Consider the following 14122-nt stretch of genomic DNA (forward strand, 5'->3'; position numbering starts at 1 on the left):
GCTCAGGGCTGCACCGCCTCGATGGCCTCTGACTTGCCCTCCAGCTGGGGCAGGCTGAAACGGTAGGCCACGTAGTATTTGTAGATGGTGCCAACGTAGTTGATGGGCCCCTGGCCCACGTCGTTGGCCACCAGCTGCTCCACATTGCCGAACCAGACGTTCGGATCCAGCCCCTTGTCGGCCGCCTTGGCCTGCAATGCATGGACCCGGTTCGGACCCGCATTGTAGGCGGCCAGGGCGAACAGATGGCGATTGAGCCTGTCCATCCCGGGATCATTGAAGTAGGTGTCCAGGATGAGCCGCATGTAGCGACAGGCAGCTTCCACATTGCCCTCCAGACTGGTGAGTCTGGCGCCTCGGATCCCCACCTCCTTGCCGGTGCTCGGCAGCAATTGCATGATGCCGACGGCCCCCCGGTGAGAGCCGACATTGGGATTGAGCCCCGACTCCTTGTAAGCCAGCGCGGCCAGCATCAGCCAGTCCAGCTGATACTTGTCCGCCTGGGCCTCCAGTACCTTGCGAATGGTCGACAGGCGCCCCAGCGGGTCCGGCGCCAGTATGTTGCTCATGCGATCGCTCTGCGCCAGCAGGCGGCGCAATGTCATGTCACTGTAGAGGGTCCGCTTGCTCGACTCCGAGATGTAGGCGTTCACCGCCTTGAGCAGCTCCGGGCTGTTGTTGCGCAGGGCCCAGGCGCTGCGCCCCTTGTCCCGCAGCGGTATCAGCCTGTGGGCCTTGAGGCCGCCAATCATGTCGAGCCAGATCCGCCCCTTGAAGCTGTCGGTGACCGTCAGCGGAATGATCCCAGCTGACACCATCTCCAACAGGTCCCCGTCCTGCAGGTATTCGGGAACCGTCTCGATGTAGACCGGGGGCAACCCCAGCTCCCGAAACAGCCAGTTGAGCTGGTGCAGGCTCTCGAAATAACTGGAGCTGGCTCGCACCCAGATCCGCCGGCCGGACAGCTGGGTGATGCGATTGAAGGCAGGGAGCTCCCGCTGGCTCACCACCCACTCCTCAATGGGGGCGATCAGCGGCTGGGAGAAGGTCACCTGCTCGCGCCGGGTGGGGGTGACCGTCAGGTTGGCGGCCACCAGATCCCCGCGCCCCTCGGCCAGATAGTCCAGCAGCTTGTCCTGGCGCACCGGGATATAAATGATCTTGAGCTTGAGCTTCTCCTTGGCCAGGTAGGTCTGGTTCAACCAGCGCTCGAATCCCTGAAGCTGATTGACCAGGATGCCGTACTGGGCTCCCTTGTCGAAAAAGAAAAACCCCCGCTCATAGACCACCAGGGCCCTGAGCTCTTTTTTTTGCAGGATGTGTTCGAGATCACCGGCCTGGGGCAGCAACTGCGGCTTGAGATCCGCCGCCAGCAGAGGGAGAGAGCAGAGAGCCAGCAGGGCCCAGATCCATCGCCGCATCATGATTTAACCACCTCGCTGTGGGCCGGTGCGCACCGTCGGGTCTGTCAGAGAAGGCGCCTGCGCCAAGTCATGGGGCGTCGCGGGATCTTCTGCCGATCGGCACATGCCGGACGGAAAACGGATCGTCCGTGGGATAACTCACTATACAACGCAAAGGGAGGGAAAAAGCGAGGGGCAGAGCAAGACGGCAGGCAAGCCTGCCGTGTCATCACGATCTCAGAGGGAGCGGGCGCGCATCTCGAAGATCAGCTTCTCGGCGGTGCAGGTGAATTGCAGGCGGGCCTTCAGGATCACGCCATCCGGGCCCCGGCTCAGCTCGCTGCTGCTTTTGGCTTCGGCAGTGACCTGCTTGGCCAGCGCCTCGTAAGCTGCAAATTTCTCGCGGGCGTCGGCTTCTGCAGCGGCCTCGATCACCAGCTCCATAACGTCGTCACCTTCGCCGATGATGGTGCCAATTTCGGCGAAACAGCCGCAACTGTCACAGGTCTCGTTCAGTTCCACTTTCTCGTCTACAGACATACGTTCACTCCTACTTATTCCGGATATTGTCATCGTCGCGCAAGGCGTTGCGAAAATCCCTGATGGCAGTGCCCAGATCCTCACCGGCGCCAGCCAGGCGTTTGCTGCCAAACACCACGACGACGACCACGAGCAGGATCAGCAGATGCCAGATATGAATGCCACCCAGTCCCATAGGGAGACTCCTGACTGTTAGATACCTGGAGGTTGTATCAAAAGAAAGCGTATCGATTGTTGGGCAAAATCAAGGCAGGTGCAAGTTGGCGAAAAAATCGCGCAAAAACGGCGACGAGGCGCAAAAAAATACGGCGACCATGGGCCGCCGTATGAGTCGGTGCTACTTGTCCCCTCAACCGCTACATCCTGTACCAGCCGCCACCAGGGCGAGAGACCCGTCGAGCATAGGATCGCCAAGATATGAAAACAAATGGTATATATTCATCTAGGAATTGAAGAGGATTCATATCATGTTGCTGGAACAGCTTGCACGCATAGACCTTAATTTGTTGATAATCCTGCAAGTCTTGCTGGAAGAGCGCAACGGCAGCCGGGCTGCACGCCGTTTGCACCTGAGCCAGTCCGCCGTCAGCAAGGCCCTCGGGCGGTTGCGGGAGACCTTTGACGATCCCCTGTTCGTGCGCTCGGCCTACGGGATGGATCCCACTCCCCGCGCCCTGGATCTCCAGCAGCAACTGCAGCCCATACTGCTCTCCCTGGACAACCTGATCCAGCCGCCGGACTTCGATCCCGCCAGCACGGAGCGGGAGTTCGTCATCGCCAGCATGGACAGCGCCTTCACCCTGTTTGCCCCCCTCTACCTGAGCGAACTGAAGCGTCAGGCCCCCGGCATCCGCCTGCGCTACGAGGAGTGGACCGAGCACAGCCTGACCGAGATGAGCCAGGGCCAGGTGGATATCGCCTTCACGGTGCGGGAGAACTGCATCAATTCGGATTTTCGCCTCGACACCCTGCCCAACGCCATCTGCCAGCGGTTGCTCACCATCGACGATCTCACCTGCCTGGTGCAACGGGATCACCCTGCCTTGCAGGAGCCCGAGTGGGATCTCGCCCGCTACCTCGCCTACCCCCATGTGCAGACCTACTGCGAGGGGCGGGATCGCTGGATGCTGGATCACAAGCTGGCGGAGCAGGATCTCTATCGCCGGATCGAGGCGACCGTGCCCTCCTTCGAGGCGGCCCTGCGCATGGGCATGCACTCGGACATGATAGTGACCCTCTCCAGGCTCTATGCCCGCCACGCCACCCAGGTCTATCCCCTGGTGCCGCTGCCGCTGCCCATCGCCCTGGACAGCATCTCCCACCTGCTCATCTGGCATCAGCGCCACGAGGAGGATCCGGGCCATCGCTGGCTGCGGGAGACCCTGCTCACCCTCATCATGGGCAAGCTGGAAACCTCGGCGGATGGCCCGGCCGCTGCCGCCTGACGCGCAAAAAAAGCGGGGCTCAAGAAGCCCCGTTTCACATTGACGTCAGCATTCGCCCCGTCAGTTCTGACCCGTCACCGCCAGATAGTGGTGTACCCCGTCCAGCAGCATCTGCACCGAGATCATCACCAGCAGCATGCCCATCAGCCGCTCCACCGCGGTGAGTCCTCGCTCACCCAGCAGCTTGTTGAACAGCTCGTAGAACATCAGTATCACGGCGCTGGCCCCCCAGGCCATCAGCAGGGCCAATGACCAGTCCACCATCCGGGTCGGCTCCTGGTTGGCCAGAAGCAGCAGGGAAGCCAGGATGGAGGGGCCCGCAATCATGGGGATGGCCATGGGCACCAGGAAGGGCTCCTCCCCCGCCGCCAGCCCGGTCACGCCACCGGGGCTCGGGAAGATCATCTTGATGGCGATGAGGAAGAGGATGATGCCCCCCGCGATGCTGACCGCCTCCTGACGCAGGTTGAGGAAGCTCAGGATCTGCTGACCGGCGAACAGGAAGCCCATCATGATCACCAGTGAAAACAACAGCTCCCGCAGCATTACCTTGCGTCGACGCTTGGGGTCGACATGGCGCAGGATGGAGAGGAAGACCGGCAGGTTGCCCAGCGGATCCATGATCAGAAACAGCATGACGGCAGCGGAGAATGTGTCCATAGAGCGCCCGGGCAGAACCTTTCAACAAGAGGGGAAGGAGGGCGAAATATAACAAAGGTGGCGGGATTCGGCGAGCGCCCCACCGCGCTCGCCGCTGGCGATCATCCGTGGTTGCAGATCTTGTCGGCGCGGGTCTGGAACCCTGACTCCGAGTCGATGAACTTGCCGCGCCTGGCCAGGAAGTCGATCAGGGCGTCAGCATCCATCTCGCTGGCGCTGCAGGTGTGGAACCGGGCCTCGGCACCGAAGCGCGAGGCGATCGCCGCCCTGAGGCTGGCCCGGGTAAACGGACTCTCCTGCTCCAGCATCATCTCCATCACTTCGTGACCGTGTATCGATTGGGACATCTCGAACCTCTTTAATCATCATGTCAGATGACAATTAAAGCCCGAAGCCCGGAGAGGGTTCTTGATATAGGCCAACAAAACGCCTTTTTTAACGCCAGCGGGCTGGTCGTGAGCGCCGCTTTGTCGATAATGTGGCAACCTGACGGGGGGATGGCTACACTGTCGCCCCTTTTTGCCACCGCAGACAGAAAATAAGGACATTGGCGTCATGCTGTTCCATGGATTGGTCTTCAAACCCTGGCGGATCTGGACCCGTCGCCCGCTCTGGTTGAAGACTCTGCTCGGCATGCTGACCGGGATAGGTCTGGGGCTCTGCTTCAGCGAGCAGGCCCTGCTGCTCAAGCCCATCGGCGTCCTGTTCGTCAACACCATCCAGATGCTGATGGTGCCCCTCATCTTCTGTTCCGTCCTGGCAGGCCTCACCGCCCTGCTCAAGGGCAAGCGGCTCGACCGCATCGCCGGCAAGGCCATCGGCTTCTATCTCTGCTCCACCGCCGTCGCCATCTGTATCGGCCTGATGATGGGCTGGCTGCTGGAACCGGGCATGGGCGCCAACATGGGTCCTTATGAACGGGGCGCCATGGCGCAGCAACCTACCCTGGCCAGCGTGCTGAGCCACCTGGTGCCGCGCAACCCGGTGCAGGCCATGGGCGATGGCAAGATATTGCAGGTGATCGTGTTCGCCGTGGCCCTCGCTCTCGCCCTCAACGCCACCGGACGACGTGGCCGCCCCGCCATCCTGTTCTTTACCTCCCTGGCGGAGGGAATGTTCAAGCTGACCCAGATGGTGATGGCCCTGGCCCCCTATGGCGTCTGCGCCCTGATGGCCTGGATGACCGGCAAGTACGGCGTCAGCCTGCTGTTGCCGCTGCTCAAGGTGATCGGCGCCGTCTACCTCGGCTGCCTGCTCCACGTGCTCGGCGTCTACAGCAGCCTGCTGCTCCTGATGGCGCGCCTCAACCCGTTGCACTACTTCAAGAGCATCGTCGATGCCCAGGCGGTGGCCTTCACCAGCAGTTCAAGCAGCAGCACCCTGCCCATTAGCCTGGCCTGCGCCGAACGCAGGCTCGGGGTCTCCCCCGCCATCACCGCCAAGGTGCTGCCCATCGGCGCCACCATCAACATGGATGGCACCGCCCTCTATCAGGGAGTCACCGCCCTGTTCGTGGCCCAGGCCTTCGGGGTGGATCTGCATCTGGTGGACTACCTGACCCTCATCAGCATCGTCACGCTGGCCAGCATCGGCACGGCGGGCACACCCGGTACCGGGCTGATGCTGCTGACCCTGACCCTCACTGCCGTGGGACTGCCGCTGGAAGGGGTGGCGCTCATCGCCGGCATAGACCGGATCCTCGACATGGCGCGCACCACGGTCAACGTCTCCGGCGACATCCTGGTCTCCGTGCTCATCGCCCGCAGCGAGAAGGAGCTGGATCTCGCCACCTACCACGATGCCCATGCGGGGGATGACATCGACTTCACCCTGCGCTGAGGGCGCGAGGGGCGCTCAATGATCCTGGGGATCGTGATGGCAGCGCCAGCAGATATCGAAGTTGGCGCCGTTCTCCTCCCCGCACTGGCCGCACAGCCAGCCGTTGCCCTGGCGCTGCTGGTAGCGCTCGATGATCCGGCCCGCCCGCTGACGATCCCGCTCGTTCACCATCAGGGTCACTTGCAGCAGATCCACCGGCAGCTCCCCGAGCGCGCCGGAGAGTCCTTCGCCGCTGAGGCGCACCCTGACTCCCTCTACCTCCAAGGCCCCTTTCAGGGCATGCGCCTCCAGGGAGTGAGAGGCGCGATACAAGTTAATCCACTGATCCATACGTTGTCCTCGAAACCCTTGCCAGTGCCGTCATCACCAGCACTACCATCATTCCAGGGCGAGCATCTTCCGGGAGTGAGATGCCCGATACAGATTCATCCACTGATCCATACGTTGTCCTCGAAACCCTTGCCAGTGCCGTCATCACCAGCACTACCATCATTCCAGGGCGAGCATCTTCCGGGAGTGAGATGCCCGATACAGATTCATCCACTGATCCATACGTTGTCCTCGAAACCCTTGCCAGTGCCGTCATCACCAGCACTACCATCATTCCAGGGCGAGCATCTTCCGGGAGTGAGATGCCCGATACAGATTCATCCACTGATCCATACGTTGTCCTCGAAACCCTTGCCAGTGCCGTCATCACCAGCACTACCATCATTCCAGGGCGAGCATCTTCCGGGAGCGAGATGCCCGATACAGATTCATCCACCGCTCCATACGTTGTCCTCGAAACCCTTGCCAGTGCCGTCATCACCAGCACTACCATCATTATTTCAGGGCGAGCATCTTCCGGGAGCGAGATGCCCGATACAGATTCATCCACCGCTCCATACGTTGTCCTCGAAACCCTTACAGCAGCTTGTCGATACCGTAAGCCGGGCCGTTGGCCACCAGAAAATCGATGAATGCCCTCAGCTTGCGCGGCATCAGGCGCCGCTCGGGAAACAGCAGGTAGATGGGTACCCTGGGTTGCTGCCACTCCGGCAGCAAGGAGACCAGCGTCCCGTTCGCCAGCTCATCATGGCACAGCATGGCGGGCAGGGAAGCCAGCCCCAGCCCCGCCTTCGCCGCCTCCCTGGCACAGGTGATGTTGTTGACCTGGAAGCGGGACGGGGGATCCACCAGCACTTCGCGATCATCCAGCTCGAAACACCAGTGCGAGGCGAGGAACCCCGTGCTGACCGCGATCCTCTCGTGATGCACCAGATCGGCGGGCCTCTGGATCACCGGGTGGCGCGCCAGATAGTCCGGGCTGGCGCACAGCAGCCGCTCGGTGCTCCAGAGACGCCGCGCCGCCAGGTTGGAGTCGCTCATGTCGCCGACCCGCACGATGGCATCCAGCCCCTCGCTGATGGGATCCACGATGCGGTTGGTCAGCTCCAGCTCCACCTTCATGCCTGGATAGGCTTGCAGGAAGTTCGCCACCAGCCTGCCCACCACCAGTTGTCCCGTCTCGATGGGCACCGCCAGCTTGAGGGTCCCTGTCACCTCCTGCTGGCTGGCACTGAGCATCAGCTCGGCCTGGGCCAGCTCCTCCACCGCCTTGCTGCAGCGTAGATAATATTGTTCACCGGCTTCCGTCAGGGTGAGCTGCCGGGTGGAGCGATAGAGCAGCCGCGCGCCGAGACGCTGCTCCAGCTCGGCGATGCGGCGGCTCACCGTCGCCTTGGTCATGCCCAGCTCCTGGGCAGCGGCGGTAAAGGAGCCCTTGTCGACGATACGAACGAGGATTAAGGCAGCATTCAGGTCCATTGTTTCACCAGTGAAACTGTATATCTCATGAATGGATACTAATCGAAACAGTTGCACGATGTTAGCCTGCCCGCCACAGTTCAGGAAAACCAATATCATGAGTCAACACAAGAAGATCCCCCTGCTGGCCGCCCTGGTGCTGGCCCTGCTCGGCCTGCTGTTTGCCGGTTACTGGTATCTGCATGGCCGCTACTTCGAGAGCACCGACAACGCCTACCTGCAAAGCGAGGTGACCGGCATCGGTTCCAAGCTCTCCGGCTACATCAGCGAAGTACTGGTGACCGACAACCAGGCGGTGAAGGCCGGCCAGCTCATCGCCCGGCTCGACGACCGCGAATACAGGACCAAGGTGGCGGAGGCCGAGGCCGATCTGCACCTCAACCAGGCGACGGCGGATAACCTCGCCGCCACCCGTATCCAGCAGTTGAGCCTCATCCGCCAGGCCGAGGCAAAAGTCAGCTCGGCCAATGCCGAGCAGGTCCGGGCCCAGCAGCAGGTGCGCCGGGTCAGCCAGCTCAATGAGCGCCACTACAGCTCCCAGGACAGCCTGGACGAGGTCCGCGCCGGCTTGCAGGTCAACCAGGCCCAGGCACTGGAGGCCAAGGCAGCCCTGCAGGCCGCCCGCGAGCGGCTGTTGGTGCTGGATGCCGAAGCCAAGCAGAACCAGGCCAGGCTGGCATTGAGCGAGGCCCAGCTTGAACAAGCCAGGCTGGAACTCGGCTACACCGAGCTGCGAGCCCCGGCTGACGGCATCATCGGCAAGCGCAGCCTGCGGGCGGGGCTCTACGTCCAGTCCGGTATGCAGGTGGCCAGCCTGGTGCCCCTGAGCCAGGTGTGGGTCGAGGCCAACTTCAAAGAGACCCAGTTGCAGCACATGCAGCCGGGCCAGAAGGTGGAGGTGATCCTGGATGCCTATCCGGATCAACCGGTCGAGGGGATCATCGACAGCCTCTCTCCGGCCACCGGCGCCAAGTTCGCCCTGCTGCCGCCGGAGAACGCCACCGGCAACTTCACCAAAATCGTGCAGCGGGTGCCGGTCAAGATCCGTATCCCGGATCCGGGCGCCCTGGCGGGCAAGCTGCTGCCCGGCCTCTCCACCGAGGTGATCGTCGACACCCGCACCCCTGATCCCGTGGTGGCCGCCCACTGATGGACGCCATACCACGCCGCAACTGGATCGCGGTCATGGGGGGCCTCATCGGCGCCTTCATGGCCATCCTCGACATCCAGATCACCAACGCCTCCCTGAAAGACATTCAGGGGGCACTCTCGGCCACCCTGAGCGAGAGCTCCTGGATCTCCACCTCCTATCTGGTGGCGGAGATGATCGCCATTCCGCTGAGCGGCTGGCTGAGCCGGGGACTGAGCGTGCGGCGCTACCTGCTGTGGACCACGGGCGCCTTCATCGTCGCCTCCGTGCTCTGCTCGTTCAGCTGGAACCTCACCAGCATGATCGTCTTTCGGGCGCTGCAGGGCTTTACCGGCGGGGCCCTGATCCCCATGGCCTTCTCCCTCATCGTCAGCCTGCTGCCGCTGCACAAGCGAGCCACCGGCATGGCGCTGTTCGGCCTGTGCGCCACCTTCGCCCCCGCCATCGGCCCGACCCTGGGGGGCTGGCTGACGGAGCAGATGTCCTGGCACTACATCTTCTATCTGAACGTGCCGCCCGGCCTGCTGGTGATGGCCATGCTGGCCCACGGGCTGGACAGGAAGCCGGTGGACTGGGAGGTGATCAAGCGGGTGGATCTCATCGGTATCCTCACCATGGCTGTGGGTCTCGGCCTCCTGGAGGTGGTGCTGGAGGAGGGCAACCGGGAGGACTGGTTCGGCTCGAGCTTCATCGTGCGGCTCACCGTCATCTCGGTGGTGGCCCTGGTGTTCTTCGTCATCAGCCAGTTGCTGCGCCGCCACCCCCTGGTCAACCTGCGGCTGCTGCACAACCCGCGCTTCGCCCTGGCCTGCTTCGCCTACCTGGTGCTCGGCATGGGGTTGATGGGCTCCATCTATGTGCTGCCCCTCTACATGACCCAGATCCACAATTACAACGCCCTGGAAATCGGTGAAGTGCTGATGTGGATGGGGTTGCCCCAGTTGCTGGTGCTCCCCCTGGTGCCCAAGCTGACCCACAAGATAGATCCGCGCTATCTGGTGAGCTTCGGTTTTCTGGTCTTCGCCATCAGTTGCTTCATGAACGTGAACATGAACGCCGACTACGCCGGGCCCCAGCTGATCCAGTCCCTCATCGTGCGGGCCCTGGGGCAGCCCTTCATCATGGTGCCCCTCTCCCTGGTGGCGACCGCCAGCCTGACGCCGGACGAGATCCCCTCCTCCTCGACCCTGCTCAACGTGCTGCGCAACCTGGGGGGCGCCTTCGGCATCGCCATCATCGCCACCCTGATCGACAACGACACCCGGACTCATGTCAGCCAGATCGGCAGCACCCTGGCCGCCACCAGCATCGAGGGGCAGGCCTATCTGATGCAGCTGGCCCAGAACATGATGGCCCAGGGAGCCGGGCCGGAGCAGGCCCAGTTGCAGGCCCGGGCCATGCTGTCGAACACCATCAGCCGCGAGGCGGCCATCATGGCCTACAACCAGGTGTTCTACGTGATGGGTATCTTCCTGCTGATCGCCAGCGCCCTGATGCTGCTGCTCAAGCAGCCGGCCCCGAGGGCCCCTGACGCAGAACCGGTCGAGGCGTGAAAGGTGGGGATCACATAGCAAAACGGGCCAGAAGGCCCGTTTTTCATGGCTGTCCGCCGGTCAGCCCGCCAGGGAGGCTGCGATCAGGAACTGTGCCGCGAAGTAGCTGCTCATGATCCAGGCCGTGGCATGGGGGAAGGGGCGGCGGAATCTGTCCAGTGCCAGCATGCTGTCGGAGAAGAGGAACATCAGCGCCCCCACCAGGGCGGCGGCGCTGCCGGCAGTGAGAGAGGCATGCCAGGCACCGGCAGCCACCCAGGCCATGGCGATGATCACCAGCATGTAGCAGAAGACGGGGATCCTCATCTCACCGAGCTGGCCCCACAGGAGCCCGAACACCATACCAGCCACCAGCAGCAGCAGCAGGCCGTCCACCAGCTTGAGCACCAGGGGCCCCTGGGCGAAACCGACGATGTAGCAGAGGTGAGCGACAAAAAATGCCGCCAGCCCCTGGATGAAGCGATCCCGTGGCAGCATCAGCAGCACGTCCCCCGCCAGCGACAGGCAGAGACCGAGCAGGATCCAGGCGTGGGAGCCGTTGTGATCGTCGCCCTGGTAGCCAAACGCCAGGGCGATGATGAACAGCATGGTCAGGGGCTTGCTGATGTAGAACTGACGGGAGTCTGAGCCGTAAGCCGCGCGGATGTGCCACCAGCCCGATGCGATGATCAAGAAACTCAATAACATGCCCTGCTCCTCACCGGCTGCTCACCCTGGGGCGGCAACCTCTTTAGTGCCCGCAAGAGTAGCAAATTCCCCCGGCCAGTGGCAGAGGCTGAAGCAGATGGCTCCCTACACCTAAAGTCTAATTGCCCCCATCTCCGCCCTCGGGCATAAGAGACAGCTCTGGAGGATCACCATGGAAGACGCTATGACCAACTACCTGCCCGCTATCGACATCATGATGTGCCATCTTGGCATCAGCTTTGAACAGGCCTGCGAGCAGCTTGGCCTCAGCCCGCAGGAGCAGCAGACCCTCGACCAACTGCAAAAACAGAAGCAGACCCAGTCCAACTGATGCCCTGGACTGATGGCCCGAAGCGGCCGGCATCACAGTCCAGCATAAAAAACGGCGCCCGAAGGCGCCGTTTTTTATTGGGTGATGATCAGGGTCGAGCGACCCGGCGGCGTTGCAGCCAGACCACGGCCCCGAACAGCAGGAAGCCCGGCAGCCACATCAGCTCCTTGGGCCAGCGCTCGGTGGGCGCCTTGACGCTCAGGATCTGCTGATCCATCTCCAGCCCCAGATCGGCCGCCTGGCTACCGAAGGTGACGGTGTCGATCAGGATCTTGCCGTCCTGCTCATAGGTCTGGATCCCCAGCTTGGTCAGACGATCCTCACCGCTCGCACCATCCGGCACCGGCAGCAACACGGTGAAGCGGCGCAACTTGCCCACCGCATCTTCCCCTTCCATCCGCAGGCGCAGGGTGCTCTCGGCCTCCACCTGACCCATGGTCTGGGCCAGCTCGGCCGGCGCGGTGTCGCGATACGGGTCGTGCAGCAGATCCATCCAGAAGCCAGGACGGAACAGGGTGAAGGCCACCAGCAGCAGCAGCACGCTCTCGTACCAGCGGCTCTTCACCAGGAAGAAGCCCTGGGTGGCGGCAGCGAAGATCAGCATGGCGATGGTGGCCACGAAGAAGATCAGTACGCCGTGGGCGAAGTCCACGTTGATGAGCAGCAGATCGGTGTTGAAGATGAACAGGAACGGCAGCGCCGCGGTACGCAGGCTGTAGTAGAACGCCGTGATCCCTGTCTTGATGGGGTCGCCCTTGGAGACGGCGGCCGCGGCGAACGAGGCCAGCCCCACCGGCGGGGTCACGTCCGCCATGATGCCGAAGTAGAAGACGAACAGGTGCACCGCGATGAGCGGCACGATGAGGCCGTTCTGCTGACCCAGGGTGACGATCACCGGCGCCAGCAGGCTCGATACCACGATGTAGTTGGCAGTGGTCGGCAGCCCCATGCCGAGGATGAGGCTCAGCAGCGCGGTGAGGATCAGCATGAGCAGCAGGTTGCCCATGGAGAGGAACTCCACCAGATCCGCCAGTACCAGACCGACGCCGGTCTGGGAGACAGCCCCGACGATGATGCCGGCAGTGGCGGTGGCAATGCCGATGCCGATCATGTTGCGGGCACCGGCAATCAGCCCCTCGCGCAGGTCCACCACGCCATCGGTGAAGGAGCCGTAGTCATGCTTGCCGTCGGTGCGCAGCCAGTTCAGCAGCGGTCGCTGGGTCAGCAGGATGATGATGAGCATCACCGAACCCCAGAAGGCCGACAGGCCGGGGGAGAGGCGCTCCACCATCAGACACCACACCAGCACCACCACGGGCAGCAGGAAGTGCAGGCCGGAGAGCAGCACGGCGCGGGTCTCGGGCAGCTCGTCCAGTGGCTTGTCCGGGTCTTCCGCCGGCAGCGGCGCGTTGCTCGCGGCGATCTTCAGCAGTCCCAGGTAGGCGACGGCCAGCAGCACGCTGATCCCCGGCAGGGCATAGTCACCCAGTACCGGCTTGAGCCAGCCCAGACCGTAGTAGACCGCCATGGAGAGGCCGCTGATGAGGGCGGCACCGAAGGCGAAGCCGGTCAGGCGACGCAGCCAGGGGCGCGGCTGACGGTTGCCGATGGGTTGCATCCCGAGCTTGAGCGCCTCGAGGTGCACGATGTAGAGCAGGGCGATGTAGGAGATGGCCGCCGGCAGGAAGGCGTGCTTGATGATCTCCACATAGGGGATGCCCACGTACTCCACCATCAGGAAGGCAGCAGCCCCCATGACCGGCGGCATGATCTGGCCGTTGACCGAAGAGGCCACTTCCACCGCGCCGGCCTTCTCCTTGGAGAAACCGACCCGTTTCATCATGGGGATGGTGAAGGTGCCCGTGGTCACCACGTTGGCGATGGAGGAGCCGGAGATGACGCCGGTCAGTGCCGAGGCGACCACGGCCGCCTTGGCCGGGCCGCCGCGCAGGTGACCCAGCAGGCTGAAGGCGAGCTGGATGAAGTAGTGGCCCGCACCGGCACGCTCGAGCAGGGCGCCAAACAGCACGAACAGGAAGACGAAGCTGGTGGAGACCCCAAGGGCGATGCCGAACACCCCTTCGGTGGTGATCCACTGGTGGTTGGCCAGCGCATGCAGGCTCACCCCGCGGTGGGCCAGCAGGGAAGGCATCCAGGGACCGGCCAGGCTGTAGGCCAGGAAGACGATGGCGATGACCGCCAGGGCCGGGCCCAGGGCGCGGCGGGCCGCTTCCAGCAGGAGCGGGATGCCGACGCAGGCCACCGCGAAGTCCATGGTGGTCAGGTTGCCGGGACGCTGGGCAAGCTCCTGGTACATCACGAACAGATAGCTGGCGACGGCGGCACCGACGAGGCCGAGGGCGATGTCGGCAAGGGGAACCCTATCTCGCGGTGAGCTGCGCATGGCGGGGAACACCAGGTAGGCGAGCAGGATGGCGAAGGCCAGGTGAATCGAGCGTGTTTCAGTGTCGTTGAGGACGCCGATGCCGAGGGAGAAGGGCAGCGGCGAGGCAATCCAGAGCTGGAACAGGGACCAGATCAGCGCAAGACCCGCGATGATCCAGCTCATGGGGCCGACGGGCAGCCTGGCGCCGACGTCCTGGGCGATCAGCTCCTCGGCCGAGAACGCCTCTTGTTGTTGTGTTTGCTGCATAGTGTGACTCTGTAGGTACTGCAATAAATGAGACTCGCTCCCCCGAAGGAGG

General features: G+C 63.1%; 15 protein-coding genes. 5 read left to right on the plus strand and 10 right to left on the minus strand.

Going from position 1 to position 14122, the window contains the following annotated elements:
• Positions 1–2: 2 nt before the first annotated feature.
• From C2U37_RS05970 to tatA, 3 genes are all read right to left on the minus strand, one after another.
• Positions 3–1424 carry a lytic transglycosylase F gene (locus tag C2U37_RS05970; RefSeq protein ID WP_104452019.1) on the minus strand — a complete coding sequence of 474 codons (1422 nt, stop codon included), beginning with the start codon at positions 1422–1424 and terminating at the stop codon, positions 3–5.
• Positions 1425–1640: 216 nt separating this feature from the next.
• The gene (locus C2U37_RS05975) at positions 1641–1943 is read right to left on the minus strand and encodes a YfcZ/YiiS family protein (RefSeq protein ID WP_010672593.1); all 303 of its coding nucleotides are present in this window, start codon (positions 1941–1943) and stop codon (positions 1641–1643) included.
• 10 nt (positions 1944–1953) lie between these two features.
• Positions 1954–2118 (minus strand): twin-arginine translocase TatA/TatE family subunit, encoded by a 165-nt coding sequence (gene tatA / locus C2U37_RS05980; RefSeq protein ID WP_010672592.1) that lies wholly within the window; start codon positions 2116–2118, stop codon positions 1954–1956.
• Positions 2119–2410: 292 nt separating this feature from the next.
• Here tatA and C2U37_RS05985 point away from each other — a divergent pair, with 292 nt between their 5' ends.
• Complete coding sequence (locus tag C2U37_RS05985; RefSeq protein WP_103244096.1) at positions 2411–3388, plus strand: LysR substrate-binding domain-containing protein; 978 nt, start codon at positions 2411–2413, stop codon at positions 3386–3388.
• A 60-nt stretch (positions 3389–3448) separates the two neighbouring features.
• On the opposite strand, the gene C2U37_RS05990 is transcribed toward C2U37_RS05985, so the two are convergent.
• Together C2U37_RS05990 and C2U37_RS05995 are read right to left on the minus strand one after the other, a co-directional pair.
• Positions 3449–4048 carry a YhgN family NAAT transporter gene (locus C2U37_RS05990; RefSeq protein WP_010672590.1) on the minus strand — a complete coding sequence of 200 codons (600 nt, stop codon included), beginning with the start codon at positions 4046–4048 and terminating at the stop codon, positions 3449–3451.
• A 101-nt stretch (positions 4049–4149) separates the two neighbouring features.
• Complete coding sequence (locus tag C2U37_RS05995; RefSeq protein WP_039040405.1) at positions 4150–4395, minus strand: YecH family metal-binding protein; 246 nt, start codon at positions 4393–4395, stop codon at positions 4150–4152.
• A gap of 208 nt (positions 4396–4603) precedes the next feature.
• Here C2U37_RS05995 and C2U37_RS06000 point away from each other — a divergent pair, with 208 nt between their 5' ends.
• A complete protein-coding gene (locus C2U37_RS06000) occupies positions 4604–5887 on the plus strand; it encodes a dicarboxylate/amino acid:cation symporter (RefSeq protein WP_039040404.1) in 1284 nt (427 codons plus the stop codon).
• Positions 5888–5902: 15 nt separating this feature from the next.
• On the opposite strand, the gene C2U37_RS06005 is transcribed toward C2U37_RS06000, so the two are convergent.
• Genes C2U37_RS06005 through C2U37_RS06010 form a run of 3 tightly spaced genes read right to left on the minus strand, consistent with a single transcriptional unit; the run spans position 5903 to position 7696 of the window.
• Entirely contained in the window at positions 5903–6217 is a 315-nt protein-coding gene (locus C2U37_RS06005) for a putative signal transducing protein (protein ID WP_010672587.1), read from the minus strand.
• A complete protein-coding gene (locus C2U37_RS24560) occupies positions 6201–6767 on the minus strand; it encodes a hypothetical protein (RefSeq protein WP_158656234.1) in 567 nt (188 codons plus the stop codon). The genes C2U37_RS06005 and C2U37_RS24560 overlap by 17 nt, the downstream gene beginning before the upstream one ends.
• Before the next feature lie 26 nt (positions 6768–6793).
• Entirely contained in the window at positions 6794–7696 is a 903-nt protein-coding gene (locus C2U37_RS06010) for a LysR family transcriptional regulator (RefSeq protein ID WP_010672586.1), read from the minus strand.
• 97 nt (positions 7697–7793) lie between these two features.
• Between C2U37_RS06010 and C2U37_RS06015 the strand changes: the two genes are divergently transcribed.
• The gene (locus tag C2U37_RS06015; RefSeq protein ID WP_010672585.1) at positions 7794–8846 is read left to right on the plus strand and encodes an HlyD family secretion protein; all 1053 of its coding nucleotides are present in this window, start codon (positions 7794–7796) and stop codon (positions 8844–8846) included.
• A complete protein-coding gene (locus C2U37_RS06020; RefSeq protein WP_010672584.1) occupies positions 8846–10399 on the plus strand; it encodes a DHA2 family efflux MFS transporter permease subunit in 1554 nt (517 codons plus the stop codon). Before C2U37_RS06015 ends, C2U37_RS06020 begins: the two co-directional genes overlap by 1 nt.
• 60 nt (positions 10400–10459) lie before the next feature.
• On the opposite strand, the gene C2U37_RS06025 is transcribed toward C2U37_RS06020, so the two are convergent.
• Positions 10460–11086 carry a lysoplasmalogenase gene (locus C2U37_RS06025; RefSeq protein ID WP_039040401.1) on the minus strand — a complete coding sequence of 209 codons (627 nt, stop codon included), beginning with the start codon at positions 11084–11086 and terminating at the stop codon, positions 10460–10462.
• A 172-nt stretch (positions 11087–11258) separates the two neighbouring features.
• Here C2U37_RS06025 and C2U37_RS06030 point away from each other — a divergent pair, with 172 nt between their 5' ends.
• Positions 11259–11417, plus strand: coding sequence for a hypothetical protein (locus C2U37_RS06030; RefSeq protein WP_005332188.1), 159 nt, complete (start codon positions 11259–11261; stop codon positions 11415–11417).
• A gap of 88 nt (positions 11418–11505) precedes the next feature.
• On the opposite strand, the gene C2U37_RS06035 is transcribed toward C2U37_RS06030, so the two are convergent.
• Positions 11506–14070, minus strand: coding sequence for a TRAP transporter permease (locus C2U37_RS06035; RefSeq protein ID WP_103244095.1), 2565 nt, complete (start codon positions 14068–14070; stop codon positions 11506–11508).
• Between the last annotated feature and the right edge of the window lie 52 nt (positions 14071–14122).

It is taken from the genome of Aeromonas sp. ASNIH1, from assembly GCF_002934285.1.
In the GTDB taxonomy this organism is placed as follows: domain Bacteria; phylum Pseudomonadota; class Gammaproteobacteria; order Enterobacterales; family Aeromonadaceae; genus Aeromonas; species Aeromonas caviae.